Origin of the sequence: Nocardia sp. CA-135398, from assembly GCF_050955845.1 — a bacterium.
Lineage (GTDB): Bacteria > Actinomycetota > Actinomycetes > Mycobacteriales > Mycobacteriaceae > Nocardia.
On the sequence record NZ_CP192084.1, the window covers coordinates 637,205 to 658,611 of the forward strand.

The following is a 21,407-nucleotide window of genomic DNA, read 5'->3' on the forward strand; positions in this document are numbered from 1 at the left end:
GATCGACTTCCGTGACTCTGCGCCTTTTTGACACCGACACGCGGACCATGCGCGATTTCGCGCCACTGGTCCCCGGCCGTGCCTCGGTGTACCTCTGTGGCGCCACCGTGCAGGGGGAACCGCATATCGGCCACGTGCGCAGCGGAGTCGCATTCGATGTACTACGGCGCTGGCTGCTCGCCCACGACTACGACGTGTGGTTCATCCGCAATGTCACCGATATCGAGGACAAGATCCTGACCAAGGCCGCCGAAGCGGGTCGGCCCTGGTGGGAGTGGGCGTCCACCTACGAGCGTGCCTTCGACAAGGCCTATCAAACCCTCGGCGTGCTGCCGCCTTCGGTGGAGCCGCGCGCGACTGGTCACATCACCCAGATGATCGATCTGATGCAGCGGCTGATCGAACGCGGGCATGCCTATGCCTCCGCGGGCAATGTCTACTTCGACGTGGTCAGCTATCCGGAATACGGCAGCCTGTCCGGGCACAAACTCGATGACGTGCACCAGGGCGAGAGCGCGGGCGAGGGCAAGCGCGATCCGCGCGACTTCACGCTGTGGAAGGCCGCCAAACCCGGCGAGCCGACCTGGCCGTCGCCGTGGGGTCCCGGTCGACCCGGCTGGCATCTGGAATGCTCCGCCATGGCCGAGTTCTACCTCGGCTCCGAATTCGATATCCATTGCGGCGGAATGGATCTGGTCTTCCCGCACCACGAGAACGAGATTGCCCAGTCCAAGGCGTCCGGTGCCGGTTTCGCGCAGTACTGGCTGCACAACGGCTGGGTGACCATGGGCGGGGAGAAGATGTCCAAGTCGCTCGGCAATGTGCTCTCGGTGCCGAATGTGCTGAAAAAGGTTCGGGCCGTTGAACTTCGGTTCTACCTGGGCAGCGCGCACTACCGCTCGATGCTGGAGTACTCGGATAAGGCGCTCTACGATGCTGCCGCCTCGTATCAGCGGATCGAGGCGTTCGTGCACCGGGTGGCCGAGCGGGCCGGTGAGATCGCGGTCGGCAAATGGACCGATGCGTTCGCCGAGGCGCTCGACGATGATCTGGCGATTCCGCGGGCCCTGGCCGAGGTGCACCGCGTTGTGCACGAGGGCAATAAGGCGCTGGAATCGGGTGCGATCGATGAGGCGGTCGAATTGGCCGGTCAGGTCCGGGCCATGCTGAATATCCTCGGCGTCTGCCCGTTCGACCCGCAGTGGTATACCCCACAGGACAATTCGGTCGCGCTGGATGCCCTGGACGTGCTGGTGCGTGCCGAACTCGACCGCCGCCAGCAGGCGCGCGCCGCGAAGGACTGGGCCAGCGCGGATGCGGCGCGGGACCGGTTGCAGGCCGCCGGCATCGAAGTGACCGATACTCCGCAGGGTCCGGAATGGTCGCTGGGCGCGGCACAGCATTCGCCGGGTGCGGTACAGCGTGGAAAGGCGAACTGATGGCAGGTAATTCGCAGCGTCGCGGCGCGATTCGTAAGGGCGGCACCAAAAAGGGTGCGGTGGTCGGCTCCGGTGGGCAGCGTCGGCGCGGTCTCGAGCCGCGTGGTGCGACCCCGCCCGCCGAGGCGCGCACCAAACATCCCGCCGCCAAGCGCGCGGCCGCCAAGGCGAAGGCCGCGACCCAAGGCAGATCCGGTCCGCGCGGTGGCACGCGTCCGGCCGGACGCAAGAGCGACGACAGTCCGGAGATGGTGCTCGGCCGCAATCCGGTGATCGAATGTCTGCGGGCCGGTGTGCCCGCGACCGCGCTGTATGTCGCGGTGGGCACCGAGAACGACGACCGGCTCACCGAAAGTGTGAAAATCGCCGCGGATGCGGGCATTTCGATTCTCGAGGTGCCGCGCACCGAACTGGATCGGTTGAGTGCCAACGGACTGCATCAGGGTGTTGCGCTGCAGGTGCCGCCGTATCGGTATGCCCATCCGGATGATCTGGTCGCGCGGGTCCAGGATTCGGCCGAACCCGCCCTGCTGGTCGCACTGGACAATATTTCCGATCCGCGCAATCTCGGTGCGGTGATCCGTTCGGTGGCCGCCTTCGGTGGCCAGGGTGTGCTGATCCCGCAGCGGCGCAGCGCGAGCGTTACCGCGGTGGCCTGGCGAACCAGTGCCGGTGCCGCGGCCCGGCTTCCGGTCGCCCGCGCGACGAATCTCACTCGCACACTGAAGGATTGGGCGTCGCAGGGATTCCAGATCGTCGGGCTCGATGCGGGCGGTGACACCACCATCGATGATTTCGACGGCCGCATCCCCACCGTGGTCGTGGTCGGTTCGGAGGGGAAGGGCCTGTCCCGACTGGTTCGCGAGACCTGTGACTCGATCCTCGGCATCCCGATGGCGGGGCCGGTGGAATCGTTGAACGCCTCCGTCGCGGCGGGTGTCGTACTGTCCGAGATCGCGCGCCAGCGCCGAGCCTGAGTGCCGCGGCTGGTTCATCGGCAGTGCCTGTTCGAATCGCAACGGGCGGACCGCGAATCAGTCATCGGGCAAATCGGCCGTCGGGGTTGAACCGCAAATCGACTCCGGCCCCGTAGAATTCGACTCGTGGTCATCCCGAACCAGGCTCCCCAGGAGACGATCGAGCATCCGCATGCGACGGCGGTGCTCGCGCTCGGTGCCGCGAGTCTGTTCTGCTGCGGTGCGCTGGGACCGGTGGCCTGGGCGCTCGGAAGACGCGCGCTCGACCAGATCGAGGAATCCCACGGTGGTTACAGCGGCCGCGCGCAGGTGCTGGTCGGCTATGTCCTCGGTGTCATCGGCACGATCCTCATGGTCTGCATGGCGATCGTATTCCTGCTCATTCTGATCGGCGGCCGCGCGTAAACGTGCGGGTCAGTCCAGGCTGGGCGGTTGCTTTTCGCCCTGGCTGTCCCAGGCCGGCCATTCCTCGCTGATGCTGCCGGTCCAGTTGGGCTGGCGGCGATCCCGGAAGGCGGCCATCGCCTCACCGCCGTCGATGCTCTTGCTGACGTGCTCGTTCAGATCGGTCTCCAGCTGTCCGACCATGGCGGGACTCATGCCGAGGCTCTCCCATAGCAGCCGCTTCGACAGTGCCACCGGCAGCGGCGCCGCCCCGTTCGCGATGTCGTGGGCGATGGCGAGTGCCGTCGGCAGCACCTCGCCCCCGGGCAGGCAGCCATTGGCCAGGCCCATGGCCTTGGCTTCGTCGCCGTCGAAGGTGCGACCGGTCAGCATGATGTCGGCGGCATTGGCCATGCCGACCAACCGTGGCAGCGTCCAGTGCGCATAGCCGTCGGCCAGTACACCGCGACGCACCTGATTGAGTCCGTAGACCGCGTCGCGTGCCATGTACCGCAGATCGCATTGCAGCGCCAGTGCGAGTCCGATGCCGACCGCATGTCCGTTCACCGCCGCGATCACCGGTTTGCGCACCCGCCACGGCGCCGGTTCGATGGTCGCGCTGACCTCGCCGACCCGGTTGGACAGATCCGCGCCCGCGCAGAACGCGGGCGCTGTGCCGGTGATGACGACCGCGCGAATCGCATCCTCGACATCGCAACGCTGCAGCGCCGCACTCAATTCGGCGGCCATGGCCGGGGTGACGGCATTTTGCTGTGCGGGTCTATTGAGGGTGAGGACGGCGATGCCCGCGGAGACATCGACGAGCAGTTCCGAACTCATGCCAGGCATGTTAGTCGACCCGCCCGGCTGCGTGCCCGGCCTGACAAAGGCCGCTCGAGCACTGATCACCCCGTACGGAGCGAGTCTTACGAGCGACCGTTCGCGGCCGTCTCGCGTCCGCGCCGCAGGCGCGGCCATCGAACACAGCCGAGCCGTCGAAGCGCATGCGCTGCAGTCGCGAGTCTCGACTATCTGGCACCGGTGCACTGGGTGTCGAACGTCTCCGCCATCCCCGACCACCACGGAGCGAGTCTTACGAGCGACCGTTCGCGGCCCGTCTCGCGTCCGAGTCGTCGAAGCGCATGCGACGAAGTCGCGAGTCTCGACGGCTCGGACGCGAGACATAGGGGGCCGCGAACACGCGGCGCCGTAGGCGCCGCAAATTCAACACCGCAACACATGGCGGCCGATGGCGTACTTGTGCACCTCGGTTGGGCCGTCGTAGAGGCGGAAGGCGCGCATGTCGCGGAAGATCATTTCGACGACCGTCTCATCGCTGATGCCGATGCCGCCGAGCACCTGTACGCAGCGGTCGGCGACCTTGAACAACTCCTCGGAGACGTATGCCTTGGCGATCGAGCTCTCGTGCCTGGCCTTCTCGCCCTGGTCCATCAGCCAGCAGGCGTGCCAGATGGTGAGGCGGCACTGGTGCAGTGCGATCTCGTTATCGGCCAACATGAACGAAACACCCTCGTGGTCACCGATCGGCTTGCCGAAGGCGGTGCGGGTCCTGGCGTATTCGACGGCGATGGACTGGGCGCGTTCGGCGGCGCCGAGCCAGCGCATGCAGTGGGTGAGCCGGGCGGGGGCCAAGCGCAGCTGGGCGTAGCGCAGCGCCTGACCGGTCTCGCCGAGCAGCGCATCCTTGGGCAGCACCAGATTCTCGAAGCGCACCACGCCGTGACCGCCGACGTAGTTGCGGTCCATGGTGTTCATGGTGCGTTCGATGATGATGCCGGGCTGGTCGCCCTCGGTCAGGAACAGCGTCGGTCCATCGGGGACGTGCGGGTTCGGTGCGACGCGCGCCATGATGATCCAGGTCTTCGCGCCGTCCGCGCCGGTGATGAGCCATTTGCGGCCGTTGATGGTGAAGTTCTCGCCATCGAAGACGGCCTCGGTGGCCAGCTGGTTCGGATCCGAACCAGCGCCGTCCGGTTCGGTCATGGCGAACACGGTGCGGCGGTGTCCGGCGACCGCTGGTGCCAGGTGGCGCTCGACCTGCTCCGGATTGGCGATCTTGGAGAGCAGGAACATATTGCCCTCATCGGGTGCGGCGCAGTTCATGGCAACCGGGCCGAGAGTGGACCACCCCGCCGCCTCGTAGATCACGGCCTGCTCGATATGGGTGAGGCCGCGTCCGCCGAGGGCTTCCGGTGCCTGCACAGTGAGCAGTTTTTCCGCGCGGGCCAGCTCGACGAGTTCCTGGCGCAGTTCGTCGCTCGGCCCGTGCGAGGTGAGTCGTGGGTCGCGCTCGAAGGGGACGATCTTGTCGATGACGAACTGGCGGACCCGGTCGCGTTCGGCGGCGAGTTCGGCGGGAATCGTGAAGTCGATCATTGGTCACCATTCGTTCGATGGGGCGCGTGGGTCGAGCATACGAAACCGAGGCCGCCCGACTGAAGGCGACTGCCATCAAAGCAGTCTGCGGCTGGTAAGAGCCATGCTGACCTGCGCTGATACCGGATATCAGCGCGGGCCGATCAGGTGTCAGTGTGCTGTCAGTGCGGCGGGAGATCGTTCGGTCGTCGAGGAGCCCACTCGACGAACAACCCGATGAGGAGAACCGCCATGATGATCGTCGCAGCCGTCGCCCAACTGCTGATCGCCCTCGCCTTCGTCAGCATTCCGCTGGTGCGCCACCGCTACGGTGCCGCGGCCCAGGCCGCCGCCGACGGCGAGCTGGCCCGTCAGGGTGTGCGCCCCAGGGTCCTCGCAGAGGACGGCATGCGGTTCGACGCTGGTGGCCACGAGACCTGGGCCCCGGTCGGGATCGCACTGGTGATGACCGCGATGGCCGTGCTGAACCTGGCGGTCAACGACTGGGGCCGGATACTGTCCCGGGTCTTCCAGGTGCTGGTGCTGCTCGGCAATATCGCCATCCTGTACAGCAACTTGACGGCCGCCAAGAGCGTCCAGGCCGCTTTCGCCCGCAAGGGTGACCCGGAACTGGCCCGCATCGAAGTCCAGAGCTTCCTCGACGTAGCCGAGGCTGCGGTGACCCCGTACCTGCAGAACCTGCGCCACGCCATCGTCTTCGGCGGTTCGATCGTCGTCCTGATCGCTCTGTTCGTTGCCTGAGTGAAGCAGCCTGGAGCCCACGACCCGATCGGGTCAGCGGGCTCGGGCGGCTTGGCGGCGGCGGGGGCCGATCAGGCGGCAGACCAGGTAGATCAGGAAGGAGATAGTGGTGACGAAGGTGGAGACCGGGACGCCGGGTGCGAGCGACAACAGGATGCCGCCGACTGCCGCCGTCTCCGCGAAAACCACCGCGAACACCGTTGCGCGCACCGGATTCGCGGTCAGCTGCGCCGCCGCCGCGGCGGGTGTGATGAGCAGCGCGAGCACCAGCAGCGCGCCCACGATCTGCACACCGAAGGCCGCGGTAATGCCGAGCATGACCGCGAACACCACCGACAGCGCCCGCACGGGAACCCCGCGTGCGAGTGCGACCTCGGGATCCGAACTCGCGAAAAGCAGCGGCCGGTACACCACCGCGAGCACGGCCAGCACCAAAACGGTGCAGGTCAGCAGCAGCGCCAGTCCGTTGTAGCCGACGCTGACCACCTGACCGGTCAGCAGCGAGAATTTCGATCCGGCGCGTTCGGGACCGAGCCAGAGAAACAGCACCGAGAGCCCGAGCCCGAACGACAGCACCACCGCGATCACCGAATCGCGTTCTCTGGCCTTGGTTCCGAGCAGACCGAACAGCACCGCCGCCACCACCGAGCCGACGATCGCGCCCAGTCCCACCCCGATTCCGGCGAGCAGCGCGGCCGCCGCACCGGTCAGCGAGAGCTCGCTGGTTCCATGCACCGCGAACGACATCTGCCTGCTGATGATCAATGGCCCGATCACACCGGCCAGCAATCCGAGCAGCGCGGCGGCGAATACCGCCTGCTGAACGAAGGAGTAGGAGAGCAGGTCTGCGGTGGTGGTGAAGTCGAACATCTTCGTGGCGACATCGGAGAGCTTGTCGATCACGAACGAACCCCGCTCGATTCGGGCAGCTCATCGGAAAGTGTTGCGCCGTGGCAGTGTTGGGCCCCGGCCGCGCCGAGCGCGTCCATGGTGTCGCCGGTGCCGACGACGACCAGCCGCCCGCGCACCCGCAGCACATCGACCTCGGTCTGGTACAGCTCCGAGAGCACCGCCGAGGTCATCACCTCATCGGGCGTACCGATCCGGAACTTCCCGTCGACCAGATACAGCACCCGATCCACCAGCGGCAGAATGGGATTGATCTCGTGCGTCACGAAAAGCACCGCGGTGTCATGGGTTCGCCTGCGTCGATCGATCAGCTCCGAAACCAACCGCTGATTGGCCAGATCGAGGCTCAGCAGTGGTTCATCGCAGAGCAGCACCTCGGGATCGCCGACCAATGCCTGCGCGACTCGCAGCCGCTGCTGCTCGCCGCCGGACATGGATTCCAGTGGCGCATAAGCGAATTTCTCCGCGCCCACATCGGCAATGGCCGCGCGGACCCTGCGCTTGCGCTCGCCGCGACGGCGCAGTCCGAGGCCCCAGCGGTGCCCGTCCACACCGAGTCCGACCAGATCGACGCCGCGCAGCTGCACACCCGCATCGATCGTCTTCTGTTGCGGCACATAGCCGATACCGGGATTGCCAGCGCGTGCGGGGCCGCCCGCGATATCGGCGGTGCCGGAGCTGAGCGCCAGCTGACCGAGCAGCACTTTCAGCAGCGAAGTCTTACCCGACCCGTTCGGCCCGAGAACCGCGACGAATTCACCGGGCGCGATCTCGAGATCCAACCCTTGCCAGAGCGTACGTTCGCCGAATGCCAAGCGGGCGGAATCGAGCTTGACGGCGGCGGAGCGGGTATCGGACCGCCCCTCCACCTTCTCGGTGTCTTCGGTGGTCAGCGCTGCTCCCATAGGCCCACCCGTCACCCGGCCACCACCCCTCATCGAATCGCTGCGCAATGCTGTCATTATTTCTGATCAGCCCAGCGCCGTGGCCAGGGCTTGGGCGTTCTTGGTCTGCCACTGAATGTAATCCACGCCGTCGGGCAGCGTTTCGGTCACCTCGACAATGGGTAGGCCATTCGACTGTGCGAGTGCTCGCAAATCCTTGGTGATCTTGTCCTCGGTCTGGATGTTGTAGATCAGCGCGTGGACCTTCTTGCCGGTCAGTAGATCCTGGGTGGCGGCGACGGCGGCGGGAGCGGGATCGGTCTCCTGCTCGATCGCCTCCTGGAATTCGTGCGGGGTCAGATCCTGGGTTCCGGCGGCGACCAGCAGGTAGTGCGCCAGCGGTTCGGTCTGCAGCACCGGCGTCTTGGGGTGCTCGCCCGCGACCTTGGTGGCGATGGCGGTGATCGCGGCCAGCTGGCTCTTGAACGCGGCGGCGCGGTCGGTGTAGGCGGTGGCGTGGGCGGAGTCGATTTCGCCGAGGGTGCTCGCGATCCGGTCGGCGACCGTGCTCACCGTGCTCATGTCGTAGAAGATGTGCTCGTTCTCGTCGCTCTTGTCGGTGCGGGATTCGAATGCGTCGACGGTGCGCTTGTCCTTGCCCTGGATCGCCTTCTCGATGAACTCGTCGTAGCCGCCGCCATTGAAGACCACCAGATCGGCATCGCTGATCTTCGCCGATTCCGTCGCCGAGGTTTCGTGCGAATGCGGGTCGGCGGCGGGGTCGGTGATGAGCGAGGTCACCGATGCGTCCTGGCCCGCGATGGTTGCCGCGATATTGCCCCAGACGTTGGTGGAGGCGACGACGTTCGGCTTATCCGAATCCTTCGAGCTACCGCATGCGGTGAGGGCCAGAGCGGTGGCCACCCCCACGGCGATACCGGCGAATTTGATGGCAATTCGTGTGCTCACGCGGGGGTTACTCCTGGCAGTGCGGCAGATCCGAGCGTGCTCTAGATCATAATGGAAATCGTTACCATTTGAACTGTAGCAGCAGGCCCTGCTCGGCACGAGTCGATGTTTGCCGCATCACTTCGGCCGCGGATACGGACCGGGCCCGCGAACCGATCGGTTCGCGGGCCCGGAACTGTGCGGTGGTCGGCTCAGACGAACGCTTCCACCGGCTTGCCCAACAGCTGTGCACAGCGCAGCAGGCCGAGATGGCTGTAGGCCTGTGGATGATTGCCGAGCGAGCGTTCGGCGACCGGGTCGTACTCCTCGCTGAGCAGACCAGTCGGACCGGCGACATCGACCAGCTGCGCGAACAGCGCCTCGGCATCCGAGCGCTTGCCGATCAACAGATACGCCTCGACCAACCAGGCCGCGCACAGGTGGAAGCCGCCCTCGCCGCCGGGCAGGCCGTCGTCGTGGTGGTACCGGTACACCGTCGAACCGCTGCGCAGCTCCGCCTCGGTGGCGACGACCGTCGCCGCGAAACGCGGATCCGACGGTTCGATCAATCCGCTGAGGCCGATGTGCAGGGTGGCCGCGTCCAGATCGGTGCCGTCGTAGGCGGCGGTGTAGGACTGGACGTCATCGTTCCAGCCCTTGGACTTCACCTCGTCGGCGATGGTCTCGCGCAACGTGACCCAGAGCGGATCGATCTGACGCTGGAACCGCTGCGCGAGGGTGATCGCCCGGTCCACGGTCAGCCAGCCCATCACCTTCGAGTACACGTGGTGGCGCGGATTGCCGCGGATCTCCCAGATGCCGTGGTCCGGTTCCTGCCAGCGCCGCTGCACCGCGGAGACCATCGCGTGCACCAGTTCCCAGTCGGCGTCGGGCAGTGCCTTGGCCGGGTCGGTCAGTCCCTTCGCCTCGCGACCGTGCGCCAGCGTTGCGATGAGATCGACGATCGGGCCGAAAACATCCAGCTGCACCTGCATATTCGCGGCGTTGCCGACGCGTACCGGACGCGAACCCGCATAGCCGGGCAGCTGATCGATCGAGGCCTCCGGCGGCAGGGTTTCGCCGTAGAGCGTGTACAGCGGGTGCAGGCGCTCCGGGCCGGGCAGCGTCTCCAGCACCCGGTGCACCCAGCCGAGGAATTCCTCGGCCTCGGTCAGCGAGCCGAGCGAAACCAATGCCTGCGAGGTCAGCGCGGCATCACGCAGCCAGCAGTAGCGGTAGTCCCAGTTGCGTACGCCGCCGATATCTTCCGGCAGCGAGGTGGTGGCCGCGGCCAGGATGGAACCCGACGGCGCGTGCACCAGCCCGCGCAGGGTGAGCGCCGAACGCTTCATCAGATCCGGCTTCAGGGGCGGCAGCTGCAGTTTGGCCGCCCACTTCGACCAGTAGTCCTCGGCATCCCTGCGCCGCTCCGGCTCGCTGACCATGGCGGGCGCGAGATCCTGAGTGCCGCAGCGCATTTCCAGCACGATCGGGCCGCGGGACGGATCGACGACAGCGCGCGCGGAGCTGTGCATGCCGTCGGACTGGATCTGCCAGTGCACGCCAGGCGAGCGCAGCACCATCGGGTCATTGGTGCCGACCACGCGCAGGCCGTTCGATTCGATCTCGATGCTGACCGGCACCTGGCCGAATTCCGGTCGGGGCGCGAAGGTTACGACCGCCTTGGCATCGCCGGTGATCACTCGGGTCAGGTCGGTGCGGGTGGGTGCCACATCGTGCGGAAGGTAGTCCACCACTTGCAGTTTGGCCCAGCGGGTTTCGACGGTCATGGTGCCGTCGATGTACCGCTGCGAGAGCGGCAGCCCGGGACGTTCCGGTTCGATGGTGAAATGTCCGGCCTGCGGTCCGCCGAGCAGATGGGCGAAGACCGCGGCCGAATCCGGCTCGGGATGGCAGAACCAGGTGACGGTCGCGTCGGGGGTGAGTAGCGCCACCGAGCGTGGACTGGCCAGCATGCTCAGCCGCTCGATGCGCGGTGCGCTCGCGCCCGCCAGCCAGGTGCGCCGCTCCTCGAGCAGGTAGGCCAGCGCCCAGGACACCGCCTCGGTGCTGTCCACCCGGTATTTGGCCATGCTCTCGCCCTCACCGACCTTGATGCCGACATCCGGGCCGGACAGCATGCGGAAGGCCTTCTCATCGGTGACATCGTCGCCGAAGAACACCGCGGCCGACGCGCCCTCCTGATGTCGGACGGTATCCAGCGCGACGCCCTTATCGGTCTGGATCACCGCCAGTTCGATAACCGATTTGCCCTCGGTCACCTGCACGCCGACCCAGCAGGCCGCACCTTGGCGCACCGCCTTCAGTGCGCGCAGCCCGATTTCCGGACTCGCATTGCGCACATGCAATGCGACGCTGGCCGGTTTGATCTCGACGCTGGCGCCGGGATTTTCCGCGGCGATCTGCGTCAGACTGGTCTGTACTTCGACCAGTAGTTGTTTGGCGTCATTGTCGATGGCGTGCACGAAACCAACATCGAATTCCGAACCATGACTACCGATAAGTTGCACCTCGACCGGAAGTCGCGACAATGCCGCGAGATCTCGCAGTGCACGGCCGGAGATCACGGCGGCGGTCGTTCCGGTGAGACCGGCCAGCGCTCGTAGCGCGCTTACCGATTCCCGATGCGGAAAGGCCTTCGCCGGGTCGGACACGATGGGTGCGATCGTCCCGTCGTAGTCCGATGCGACCAAAAGCCGTGGCACGCGCGCGACCGTCGACAGTGCACGGCGAAGTTCCAGTGGCAGATCCTGTGCGCTCACGCATCCAACCTAGTGATCGGAGGAGTTTTTTCGGGGGCACGCGTGACAATACTGTGTTGAATTTGCCGCACCGAAGCGCGCCGCGTGGCGTGCGCATGATTGCGCACGCGTCTAGCCGCCCCGTATTGGATCTGCCCAGCTGACGCGTTTTTACACAACCACCAGCGTGGGCAGGCTCACGTCGGCGGATCCGATTGATGCTGCGCGACAGGCTCGGTCGATTTGCCGGGCATGAGCTGATCGATGCTAGCTATTACTCCCGCCGTTGTCGCCGAGCAGCAGATCCACGGTCAGTTCCAGTCGCTCGGTCACATCGGTGGCCGAGGCGCGTCTGGTCAGCCAGGCGACCAGATTCGACAACCAGACATCGCTTATTACCCGCGCGATCGCCAACTGGCGTTCGGTGGGCTCGCCGTCGTTCATGGCCCTGGCGAATACCCGGTCCATCACCTTGCCGACTCGGTCGACCTCCGCGGCGGCCGAGGCGTCGGCGAACATGAACGCACGCGTCATCGCCTCGGTGAGCAATGGGTCGCGCTGCATCATCCGGGTGATCTGGGTCAGCAGCAGATGCATGCGCTCGTTCGGCGTCTGCCCCGCAAGTGGTTTGCGTTTGCCCTCGATCTGCTCGAATTCCCGCGATAGCGCGGAAACGAGCAGATGCACCTTGGACGGGAAATACCGGTAGAGCGTGCCGACCGCGACATCGGCGCGTTCGGCCACCGCGCGCATCTGCACGGCGTCGTAACCGCCCTTGGAGGCCAGTGCGAGCGTCGCGTCCAGAATTCGCTTACGCCGTTCCCGCTGCGCGGCCGAGCTGAGCTCGTCCTCGCTCAGCGTCGTGACCGTCGCGGTAGCCGATGCTCGCCCCGCCGCATTCGAATCGGCTGGCTGCGATCGGGAGGGACTGGCCATTGATGAGAGTCCTTTCCTGCATTCCGGCAACGGGCATCGGTCGTCTCTTGACTTCCGCCCAGCTAGGATATTAGAACATGTTCTAGGTGTGGGAGTCACGCCGGAAAGGCGGTACGGACTGTGACCATCGCCACCACTGACGAGCATAAAGCCGTTCAGGAGTCGATGCGCGGATGGGCCGGATCGGTACGTCCGATTGCAACAATGCGGGACGAACCGACGGATTTCTGGCGCGCTTATTGGCCCGGGTTGGCGGACTTCGGGATTTTCCGGGTCGCCATTTCCGAAGCGGCCGGCGGCCACGGTGGATCGGTCGCCGACCTCGCGGTATTGGTCGAACAGGCGGCGCACGATCTGGTCGGTGGGCCGGTGCTGTCCACCGCATTGGCGAACCTGGTCACCGCGGGCGCGCTCGCCGAGGATATGCCGTGCGGGGTCGCGCTCGACTTCGTTGTCGGGGATGTCGCGAGTGAGCGTAGCGAACCAGCCGTCAGCACAGCGGCCGCATCCGATGAGTTGTTGCTCACCGGTGTCTGGGAATCGGTACTCGGCGCCGCGCCGGGTACCTCGGTGCTGTTGCCGGTGCGGACTCCGGATGGGTTGCGCTGGTGCGTGATCGGACCCGATGCCGACGGCCTGCGCATCGAGGCGCTGGCGCCCGCTGACCCGAGTACGCCACTGGCGCGTGTGCACTGCGTCGAGGTGCGCGTGCCAACGGATCGGGTGTTCATGTCGCCGCACGCGGTGGAAGATCTTCTCGCGGTGCTCGTTTCGGCCGAACTCGCCGGTGTGGCTGGCTGGTGTCTGCAGACCGCCGTCGAATATGCCAAGGTGCGTGAGCAATTCGGGCGCAAGATCGGATCTTTCCAAGCGCTCAAACACATTTGCGCATGGATGCTGTGCCGGACCGAGCTGATCCGCTCCGTCGCGGCCGATGCCGCGGCCGCCGTCGACGAGGGCGGTGCGGAGCTGCCCATCGCGGCCGCGATCGCTGCCGCGATATCGCTGGACGCCGCGGTCGAGACCGCCAAGGACTGCATCCAGGTGCTCGGTGGTATCGGCTTCACCTGGGAACACGATGCGCACTTCTATCTGCGCCGGGCCACCGCAGTGCGGCAGCTGCTCGGTGGATCGGCACGCTGGCGGGCTCGGGTTACCGAGTTGACCAGGGCGGGGCAACGGCGAACCACGGGTGCGGACCGGGTCTTCGCCTCTGCGGCGCGAGCGTCGGCCCCGGAGGAGGCAGCGGAGCGTAACCACGGAGGGGCCAGGGAGCGCCGCGAATCGAACACAGCTGGCGTCGAGGTCGGCGACAGCAATGCGAACGAGCTGGCCGCCGAGGTGGCCGCGATCGCCGCGCTGCCGGTCGATCAGCGGCGCGATGCGCTGGTCGACGCCGGGCTCGCCATGCCGCACTGGCCAGCGCCATACGGGCGCGGCGCGAATCCCATGACGGGCCTGGTCATTTCGGAGGAACTGCGGCGCGCGGGCCTGGAATCGCCGGATCTGGCGATCGGCGGCTGGGCCATCCCCACCCTGCTGCAGCACGGCACGCAGGAGCAGATCGACCGGTTCGCGTGGCCGACGCTGCGCGGCGAGGTGGTCTGGTGTCAGCTGTTCAGCGAGCCGGAGGCCGGTTCGGATCTGGCCGCGCTGCGCACCACCGCAAAGAAGGTCGACGGCGGCTGGGTGTTGCGCGGGCAGAAGGTGTGGACGTCGCTCGGTGATCGGGCGAACTGGGCGATCTGCCTGGCACGCACCGATCCGGACGCGCCGAAGCATCGCGGTATCAGCTACTTCCTCGTCGATATGCGCAGCGCCGGACTCGAGGTGCGTCCGCTGGTGCAGATCACCGGTGAGGCGCGCTTCAGTGAGGTCTTCCTCGACGATGTGTTCGTGCCCGACGACTGTCTGGTCGGCGCGCTGAACAACGGCTGGAAGATCGCCCGCTCGACGCTGTCGACCGAACGAGTCGCCATGGGCGGCAACGGGATCGGGCCGGTATTGGAGGAGCTCATCGCCAAGCTGCCCGCGACCGGGCCGGGGGCCGAGCTATTGAACGATCGGCTCGGCGGCTTCGTCGCCGATGCGATCGCTGGACTATTGCTGGAACAGCGTGCCGCGGTTCGGATGCTGGCGGGCGGTGATCCGGGAGCGCAGAGCAGTGTGCGCAAGCTCGTCGGTGTACGGCACCGCCAGGCGGTGGCCGAATTCGCGGTGGAGACGGCAGGTCCAACCGGTGCGCAGGACTCGGAAGTGGTAAAAGAATTCCTGCTCACACGCTGTTTGTCGATTGCCGGTGGAACCGAGCAGATTCTGTTGACCGTGGCCGGTGAGCGAATTCTCGGACTACCTCGCGACGCGGACAGCTAGTCGACCAACCAACTGGGAGTAAAGCGTGGACTTCACCCGGGACGAGGGCCAGGATGCCGTGGCCGAGGTCGTCGTGAGTTTGCTGGAGCGTGAACCGGCACGCGATATCGAGCTGTGGCCGAGTCTGATCGAGACCGGACTGCTCTCGCTGGCGCTGCCGGAACGGTTCGGCGGTGACGGCATGGGCCTGCCGGAGGTCTCGGTCCTATTGACCGAACTGGCCGCCGAAGCCGTGGTGGCGCCCGCCCTGCCGACCCTCGGCTTCGGCCTGCTGCCGCTGCTCGCCGCCTTGCCGGACAGTGTCGCCGAGCGGGTCTATCCGGAGATCGCCAAGGGCGCGGTGCTCACCGCCGCCCTCAGTGAGCGTGCGAACCCGTTCGTGGTCAAACCGGAGACCACCGCGGTTTCCGATGGCAACACCGTGCGCATCACCGGCCACAAGGTGGCGGTGCCGTACGCGGAGCAGGCCCGCTGGCTATTGATTCCGACGAATTCCGGTATCGCACTGGTGGATTCGGATTCGGCCGGGCTCACCTTGACGCCGTCACCGGTTTCCGGCGGGATTCCGGAATGTTCGGTGCGCCTGGACCAGGTCGAGATTCCGGCCGAGCAATTGCTGCCCGGCGGCATCGCTGAACTGCACCGGCTGGCCGTCGCGTCGATCGGCGCGACCGCGGACGGACTGCTCAAAGGTGCGCTCGTGCTCACCGCCGAGCACCTGCGGACCCGTCGTCAGTTCAATCGGCCGCTCGCCGAATTCCAGGCGGTCGCACAGCAGATCGCCGATGTGTACGTCGTCTCGCGGACCCTGCACGCCGCCGCCGTTTCGGCGAACTGGGCACTGGCACAGGCCGATTCGACGCCGCGGCATCAGGAGCGCATCGACGACGACCTCGACGTGCTCGCCTACACCGTGGCCTCGGAACTGCCCGCCGCCATGCAGAAATGCCATCACCTGCACGGTGGCCTCGGGGTCGATGTGACCCACCCGATGCACCGCTACTACTCGCAGGCCAAGGACATCGCCCGCTGGCTCGGCGGCGAATCGTTGCGACTCGATCGATTGGGGGCCAGATGTTCATCGACCTGACCGCGGAGCAGCGCAAGCTGCGTGATGAATTGCGTTCGTACTTTGCCGATCTCGTGACTCCCGAGGAGGAGGCCGAGATGGCGGTCAACCGCCACGGCGATGCATACCGCGCGGTGGTGCGCCGGATGGGGGCGGACGGTTGGCTCGGGGTCGGTTGGCCGAAGGAGTTCGGCGGCCAGGGTTTCGGGCCGATGGAGCAGCAGATCTTCTTCAATGAGGCGGTGCGCGCGGATGTCCCGCTGCCACTGGTCACCTTGCTGACCGTCGGGCCGACGCTGCAGAGCTTCGGCACCGACGAGCAGAAGGCGAAGTTCCTGCCCGGAATCCTTTCCGGCGATATCCATTTCGCGATCGGCTACTCCGAACCGGAGGCCGGCACCGACCTCGCTTCGCTGCGCACGAGTGCGGTGCGCGACGAATCCGGCGACTGGATCGTCAACGGGCAGAAGATCTTCACCACCGGTGCGCATGAGGCCGACTATGTCTGGCTGGCCTGCCGCACCGGCTCGGTCGAATCGCGGCACCGTGGCATCACGATCCTGATCGTGGACACCAAGGATCCGGGCTATTCCTGGACCCCGATCATCACCTGCGACGGTGCGCACCACACCAATGCCACGTACTTCGACAATGTCCGGGTGCCCGCGAACATGCTGGTGGGCGAGGAGAACAAGGGGTGGCGACTGATCACCACCCAGCTCAACCACGAGCGGGTCAGCCTCGGGCCGTCCGGCAAGATCGAGCAGCTCTACGACCGGGCGCGCGAGTGGGCACAGTCGCACGGTGTGCTCGCCGAGGCCGATGTGCGCCGCTCGCTCGGTCGCATCCACGCCATGGTGCGGCTCAACGAGCTGTTGAACTGGCAGGTCGCGGCAGCATCTGATTCGCGGCGCTCCCGGGGCCCTGCGTGGTCACGCTCCGCTACCGCCTCCGGGCCCGTCGCTCACGCCGCGGAAGTCGACGGTGACCAGGCCTCCGTGATCGCCGATGCCTCGGCGACCAAGGTGTACTCCACCGAATCGCTGCAGGAGGCGGGCCGATTGGCCGAGGAGATCGTCGGGCATTACGGCGATCCGGCCGATCCGGACACCGCCGAACTGCTGACCTGGCTGGACCGCAGAACCAAACAGAATCTGGTGGTGACCTTCGGCGGCGGCGTCAATGAGGTCATGCGCGAACTGGTCGCCTCCTCCGGGCTGAAACTGCCCCGGGTACCTCGATGAATCCGCGCCGATGCGCGATACGGACGACAACAAGGAGCCGCGCGTGCCGGAAACCATGACGCCGGAAGCGATTACCGAAGCCGCCGAGAAGATCATCGCGGCGGGTGATTGCGCGCCACGCCTCGGGCGTGACCCGGTGAATCAGCCGATGATCAACAACTGGGTGGAGGCGCTCGGGGATCGGAACCCGATCTACGTCGACCAGGACGCTGCCCGCGCCGCCGGACATCCCGGCACCGTTGCCCCACCGGCCATGGCGCAGGTGTGGACCATGTTCGGACTCAACGGTTCGCGCCCGGCCGACGATCCGATGGCGCAGGTTACCGAGCTGCTCGACAGCGCGGGCTACACCTCTGTCGTCGCCACCGACTGTCAGCAGACCTATCACCGGTATGTGAATGTCGGCGAGCAGATCTCGGTGACCAGCAGGCTGTCCGAGATCCGCGGTCCGAAGAAGACCGCGCTGGGCGAGGGCTGGTTCGTCACCTTCCAGACCAGCTGGCACGTCGGCGATGAGATCGTCGCCGAAATGCTGTTCCGGCTGCTGAAATTCGCGCCCGGCAGTGTTGTTTCGAGCGACCTGCAAGCAGTCGCCAGCGGCGGCGCGACACCGAAAGCGCCCGCGGGCGAACGGGTCAAACCGCTGGTCTCCTGGGATACCGAATTCTTCTGGGAGGGCACCAAGCTCGGGGAGTTGCGGATCCAGCGGCTGCCGGACGGCACGCTGCGGCATCCGCCGATTCCGGCGCTGTGGCGGGACAAGTCGGAGCAGACCGACTATGTCGTCGCCTCCGGCCGCGGCGAGGTTTTCAGTTACGTGGTGCATCACGCGCCGAAAGTGCCTGGGCGGCAATTGCCTTTCGTGGTCGCGCTGGTCGAATTGGAAGAGGGTGTGCGGATGCTCGGTGAGTTGCGCGGCGTCGATCCGGCCGATGTGAAGATCGGCCTACCGGTACGGGTGGAGTTCGAGAAGCTCGACGACGATGCCGTACTGCCGGTGTGGCGGGTGATCGAATGACCGACGTCGAACCGGCCACGGTAGCGGTCGGCACCGCGCTGCCCGAGTTGGTCATTACCGCCGATCCCACCTTTGTGATCAGTACGGCCCTGGCCACCAGGGACTTTCAGGATGTGCACCACGACAGGGACAAGGCGGTCGCCCGCGGTTCCAAGGACATCTTCGTCAATATCCTCACCGATACCGGGCTGGTACAGCGTTTCGTCACCGACTGGGCCGGACCGCGCGCCATCGTCAAATCCGTCGCGCTGCGCCTCGGGGTGCCGCTGTATGCCGGTGACACCCTGACACTTTCCGGCACCGTTTCCGCGATCCAGGGCGATGACATTCACATCGATATCGTCGGCCGCGACAGCCTCGGTGACCACATCACGGCGAAAGCCGTTATCGCACTGCGGAGGCCATGATGACCGCTGAGAGCACCACCGGGATTTCCGGCCGCGCCGCCATTGTCGGCATCGGCGCCACCGACTTCTCCAAGGACTCCGGCCGCAGCGAATTGCGTTTGGCCGCAGAGGCGGTCACCGCGGCGCTCGCCGACGCGGGCCTCACACCGGCCGATGTGGACGGCCTGACCACCTTCACCATGGATACCAATACCCAGGCGGCGGTGGCACGTGCGGTCGGCATTCCGCAGTTGAAGTTCTTCAGCCACATCGGATACGGCGGCGGTGCGGCCTGCGCCACCATTCAGCAGGCGGCCATGGCGGTGGCCACCGGCGTCGCCGATGTGGTCGTCGCCTACCGGGCCTTCAACGAGCGTTCGGTATCGCGCTTCGGCCAGTTCTCCACCGCGCTGGCCACCGCGCCGACCTCGTCGGGTATCGATGCGGGCTGGTCCTATCCACAGGGGTTGGGGACACCGGCCGCGCAGGTCGCGATGGTCGCCCGCAGGTATATGCACGTGTACGGGGCGACGAGCGCGGACTTCGGCCGCGTTGCCGTCGCCGACCGCAAACATGCCGCGGTGAATCCGGCCGCCTTCTTCTACGGCAAGCCGATCACCCTGGAAGATCACCAGAATTCGCGCTGGATCGCCGAACCGCTGCATCTGCTGGACTGCTGCCAGGAGTCCGACGGCGGTGTGGCGATCGTGGTCACCAGCGTCGAACGCGCCCGGGATCTGCCACAGCGTCCGGCCGTAATCGCCGCCGCCGCACAGGGTTCCGGTGCGGACCAGTATGTGATGACCAGCTACTACCGCGATGCCCTCACCGGTCTGCCGGAGATGGGGCTGGTCGGCGATCAGCTCTGGGAGCAGAGTGGTTTGCGTCCGTCGGATATGCAGGCCGCCATCCTCTACGACCACTTCACCCCGTTCGTCCTCATGCAACTGGAGGAACTCGGTTTCTGCGGCCGCGGCGAGGCGAAGGATTTCATTGCCGACGGCGCCATCGAAATCGGCGGCCGCCTGCCACTCAATACCCACGGTGGACAGCTCGGCGAGGCCTATATCCACGGTATGAACGGGATCGCCGAGGCGGTCCGGCAGATCCGCGGCACCTCCGTCAATCCGGTGGACAATGTGGAGAACATCCTGGTCACCGCTGGCACGGGGGTCCCGACCTCGGGCCTGGTGTTGACGCGATAGGTGTCGGACGGGGACATCGACGTCAGCTTTGCCGTTAGAGTGAGCATATGAAGCGGATGGTCCAGATTCCATATGAACTGGAGCAGGAGGAAGACGGTACTTGGGGTGCTCACGCCGTCTTTCCGAACGGCGGTGCGCACGGGGTCGGTGAGACTCCGGATGAGGCGGTTGCCGACCTACACGAAGCCGTCACACTAGTTCTAGAGGAGATCGGACTGCCGTCGGTTCTGACGATCGTCCAGGATGTCGCCTGATGCCGCCGCTTCCAGCGATTTCAGGTGACAGGGTCATCAAGGCACTCGAGCGAGCCGGGTTCGGGCTGATCCGAGTGAACGGCAGCCACCATATGATGCGCAGTCCGGAAGGGCGGTTCACTGTTGTGCCGGTGCACCGCGGCGCCGACATCAAGCCTGGCACGCTACGCCGCATCATTCGCGATGCGGGGATGTCGGTCGCCGAATTCGTGCAATTGCTCGATTAGGCCACTCGGAATGCCAGGTCCGACGAGAGGTTCGGCATGGCCGATCGACACCTGATCGACGTCCACATTCTGCTTGTCCATGACGGTCAGTTGTTGCTCAGCAGGCGGCGCAGTGCGGACGAGTTCGACGGGCTGTGGCATCTGCCCGCCGGGAAGTTGGAGTCCGGCGAGTGCGCCACCGCTGCCGCCGCGCGTGAGGCGGGGGAGGAGATCGGGGTTGTCATCGATCCGGCAGATCTGCGGCTGGTGCACACCGCGCACGTGACCAGCTCCGGGCGGGAAGCTCGGCTCGGGCTGTTCTTTCATGCGTTGCGTTGGACGGGTGAGCCGGAGAATCGCGAGCCGGACAAGAGCTATGGGCTGCAATGGTTTTCGCTCGATGCGCTGCCGGAGGAGTCACTGATCCGCTACTCCGCTACCGGAATCCGTGGGCTCACCATGGGTACGCCCTACAGCGAGTTGGGCTGGGCGCCTTAGCCTCACGGGTCTATGGGGTGAGTTGGCGGGGCAACGCGGACAGATTCGATGAGTGTCGGCTGTCTGCGGTGCCGGCCGTGTGCTGCCACGGTCCGCACCCTCGCCGCCGCGGGCCATGTGGTTGCTACATCGAGCGTATTCGCGACGGATAACCCCGGCCCAGGGCCTATGGGGTGAGGTGGCGGGACAGCGCGGCAGCGAGTTGGTCGACGCTATCCGGGGTGCCTGCCGGAACGTCTGCCCGTGCGCCGGCGAATCTATCGAAGACCAAGCCTTCGATCACCGCGATGAAGTTCGCGGCGGCCGCATCCGGATCGGGAAAGTCCAAGGCGTGGAATAGTTCTCGCGCTCGCTCGGTCGAGAAGAGGCTGTGTGCCAGCCGTCGGTGCAGCTCCGTGTCGCCGATCAGATCGATGATCAGCGCGTGCCGGACGATCAGGTGGTTGCGACGCTCGACGAGTAGCCGATCGAGCCGGCTCGCTATTGCTTGCGCAATGGCATCGGGGTCGATGGGTGCCGACGGGGCGAGTTCGGCAGCGGTGAAGTCGTCGCGGGATCGGGTGGTGATCCAGTCCGTAATGGCCTCGATGAGCGCGCGTTTGGTGCGGAAGTAATAGGAGGCCGAGCCGCCGGGCAGTTCGAGGGCGGTATCGAGCGCGCGGTGGGTGAGCGCTCGAATGCCTTGGGTGGCAATCACATCGATGGCTGCGTCGACGAGTGCCGCGCGTCGGTCGGTTGTGGACATCATCACCTTCTCTGGCGACCGCATCTCCTGAT

The 21,407-nt window shown here is 66.1% G+C and carries 21 protein-coding genes; 13 read left to right on the forward strand and 8 right to left on the reverse strand.

Features of this window, described 5'->3' with window-relative positions; translation table 11 throughout:
• The first annotated feature begins 11 nt into the window (after nucleotides 1-11).
• The 3 genes from cysS (at nucleotide 12) to ACQP1T_RS02870 (ending at nucleotide 2,821) form a co-directional block, all read left to right on the forward strand.
• Nucleotides 12-1,439 carry a cysteine--tRNA ligase gene (cysS, locus tag ACQP1T_RS02860; RefSeq protein ID WP_433712305.1) on the forward strand — a complete coding sequence of 476 codons (1,428 nt, stop codon included), beginning with the start codon at nucleotides 12-14 and terminating at the stop codon, nucleotides 1,437-1,439.
• Complete coding sequence (rlmB, locus tag ACQP1T_RS02865; protein WP_433758396.1) at nucleotides 1,439-2,416, forward strand: 23S rRNA (guanosine(2251)-2'-O)-methyltransferase RlmB; 978 nt, start codon at nucleotides 1,439-1,441, stop codon at nucleotides 2,414-2,416. Before cysS ends, rlmB begins: the two co-directional genes overlap by 1 nt.
• Nucleotides 2,417-2,542: 126 nt before the next feature.
• Entirely contained in the window at nucleotides 2,543-2,821 is a 279-nt protein-coding gene (locus ACQP1T_RS02870) for a DUF4190 domain-containing protein (RefSeq protein WP_062990029.1), read from the forward strand.
• A 9-nt stretch (nucleotides 2,822-2,830) separates the two neighbouring features.
• On the opposite strand, the gene ACQP1T_RS02875 is transcribed toward ACQP1T_RS02870, so the two are convergent.
• Together ACQP1T_RS02875 and ACQP1T_RS02880 are read right to left on the reverse strand one after the other, a co-directional pair.
• Nucleotides 2,831-3,640 (reverse strand): enoyl-CoA hydratase/isomerase family protein, encoded by an 810-nt coding sequence (locus tag ACQP1T_RS02875; protein WP_433758397.1) that lies wholly within the window; start codon nucleotides 3,638-3,640, stop codon nucleotides 2,831-2,833.
• Between the two features lie 384 nt (nucleotides 3,641-4,024).
• Nucleotides 4,025-5,197: an acyl-CoA dehydrogenase family protein gene (locus ACQP1T_RS02880; protein WP_433758398.1), complete on the reverse strand. Its 1,173-nt coding sequence runs from the start codon at nucleotides 5,195-5,197 to the stop codon at nucleotides 4,025-4,027.
• A gap of 231 nt (nucleotides 5,198-5,428) precedes the next feature.
• Here ACQP1T_RS02880 and ACQP1T_RS02885 point away from each other — a divergent pair, with 231 nt between their 5' ends.
• Nucleotides 5,429-5,938 (forward strand): hypothetical protein, encoded by a 510-nt coding sequence (locus tag ACQP1T_RS02885; protein ID WP_433758399.1) that lies wholly within the window; start codon nucleotides 5,429-5,431, stop codon nucleotides 5,936-5,938.
• Nucleotides 5,939-5,971: 33 nt separating this feature from the next.
• Here the strand turns inward: ACQP1T_RS02885 and ACQP1T_RS02890 are convergent, their stop codons facing one another.
• From ACQP1T_RS02890 to kstR, 5 genes are all read right to left on the reverse strand, one after another.
• On the reverse strand, nucleotides 5,972-6,808 hold the full coding sequence (locus ACQP1T_RS02890; protein ID WP_433761951.1) for a metal ABC transporter permease: 837 nt from the start codon (nucleotides 6,806-6,808) through the stop codon (nucleotides 5,972-5,974).
• Between the two features lie 29 nt (nucleotides 6,809-6,837).
• The gene (locus ACQP1T_RS02895) at nucleotides 6,838-7,752 is read right to left on the reverse strand and encodes a metal ABC transporter ATP-binding protein (protein ID WP_433758400.1); all 915 of its coding nucleotides are present in this window, start codon (nucleotides 7,750-7,752) and stop codon (nucleotides 6,838-6,840) included.
• Between the two features lie 66 nt (nucleotides 7,753-7,818).
• Nucleotides 7,819-8,700, reverse strand: a complete 882-nt coding sequence (locus ACQP1T_RS02900; RefSeq protein WP_433758401.1) for a metal ABC transporter solute-binding protein, Zn/Mn family — start codon at nucleotides 8,698-8,700, stop codon at nucleotides 7,819-7,821.
• Nucleotides 8,701-8,891: 191 nt separating this feature from the next.
• A complete protein-coding gene (gene otsB / locus ACQP1T_RS02905; protein ID WP_433758402.1) occupies nucleotides 8,892-11,462 on the reverse strand; it encodes a trehalose-phosphatase in 2,571 nt (856 codons plus the stop codon).
• Nucleotides 11,463-11,708: 246 nt separating this feature from the next.
• Entirely contained in the window at nucleotides 11,709-12,377 is a 669-nt protein-coding gene (kstR, locus tag ACQP1T_RS02910; RefSeq protein WP_433758403.1) for a cholesterol catabolism transcriptional regulator KstR, read from the reverse strand.
• A gap of 120 nt (nucleotides 12,378-12,497) precedes the next feature.
• On the opposite strand from kstR, the gene ACQP1T_RS02915 reads away from it, so the two are divergent.
• Genes ACQP1T_RS02915 through ACQP1T_RS02955 form a run of 9 tightly spaced genes read left to right on the forward strand, consistent with a single transcriptional unit; the run spans nucleotide 12,498 to nucleotide 20,630 of the window.
• Complete coding sequence (locus tag ACQP1T_RS02915) at nucleotides 12,498-14,750, forward strand: acyl-CoA dehydrogenase (protein ID WP_433758405.1); 2,253 nt, start codon at nucleotides 12,498-12,500, stop codon at nucleotides 14,748-14,750.
• A gap of 25 nt (nucleotides 14,751-14,775) precedes the next feature.
• On the forward strand, nucleotides 14,776-15,840 hold the full coding sequence (locus ACQP1T_RS02920) for an acyl-CoA dehydrogenase family protein (RefSeq protein WP_433758406.1): 1,065 nt from the start codon (nucleotides 14,776-14,778) through the stop codon (nucleotides 15,838-15,840).
• Entirely contained in the window at nucleotides 15,825-17,063 is a 1,239-nt protein-coding gene (locus tag ACQP1T_RS02925; protein ID WP_433758407.1) for an acyl-CoA dehydrogenase family protein, read from the forward strand. The genes ACQP1T_RS02920 and ACQP1T_RS02925 overlap by 16 nt, the downstream gene beginning before the upstream one ends.
• Before the next feature lie 55 nt (nucleotides 17,064-17,118).
• On the forward strand, nucleotides 17,119-18,081 hold the full coding sequence (locus tag ACQP1T_RS02930; RefSeq protein WP_433761952.1) for a bifunctional MaoC family dehydratase N-terminal/OB-fold nucleic acid binding domain-containing protein: 963 nt from the start codon (nucleotides 17,119-17,121) through the stop codon (nucleotides 18,079-18,081).
• Nucleotides 18,078-18,488: a MaoC family dehydratase gene (locus ACQP1T_RS02935; RefSeq protein ID WP_433758408.1), complete on the forward strand. Its 411-nt coding sequence runs from the start codon at nucleotides 18,078-18,080 to the stop codon at nucleotides 18,486-18,488. The genes ACQP1T_RS02930 and ACQP1T_RS02935 overlap by 4 nt, the downstream gene beginning before the upstream one ends.
• Nucleotides 18,485-19,672 (forward strand): lipid-transfer protein, encoded by a 1,188-nt coding sequence (locus ACQP1T_RS02940; RefSeq protein ID WP_433758409.1) that lies wholly within the window; start codon nucleotides 18,485-18,487, stop codon nucleotides 19,670-19,672. Before ACQP1T_RS02935 ends, ACQP1T_RS02940 begins: the two co-directional genes overlap by 4 nt.
• Nucleotides 19,673-19,719: 47 nt before the next feature.
• Nucleotides 19,720-19,926 carry a type II toxin-antitoxin system HicB family antitoxin gene (locus tag ACQP1T_RS02945; RefSeq protein ID WP_433758410.1) on the forward strand — a complete coding sequence of 69 codons (207 nt, stop codon included), beginning with the start codon at nucleotides 19,720-19,722 and terminating at the stop codon, nucleotides 19,924-19,926.
• Nucleotides 19,926-20,153, forward strand: a complete 228-nt coding sequence (locus tag ACQP1T_RS02950; protein WP_433758411.1) for a type II toxin-antitoxin system HicA family toxin — start codon at nucleotides 19,926-19,928, stop codon at nucleotides 20,151-20,153. Before ACQP1T_RS02945 ends, ACQP1T_RS02950 begins: the two co-directional genes overlap by 1 nt.
• A 36-nt stretch (nucleotides 20,154-20,189) precedes the next feature.
• Entirely contained in the window at nucleotides 20,190-20,630 is a 441-nt protein-coding gene (locus ACQP1T_RS02955; RefSeq protein WP_433758412.1) for an NUDIX domain-containing protein, read from the forward strand.
• Nucleotides 20,631-20,796: 166 nt separating this feature from the next.
• Here the strand turns inward: ACQP1T_RS02955 and ACQP1T_RS02960 are convergent, their stop codons facing one another.
• Nucleotides 20,797-21,399, reverse strand: a complete 603-nt coding sequence (locus ACQP1T_RS02960; protein WP_433758413.1) for a TetR/AcrR family transcriptional regulator — start codon at nucleotides 21,397-21,399, stop codon at nucleotides 20,797-20,799.
• Nucleotides 21,400-21,407 lie beyond the last annotated feature (8 nt).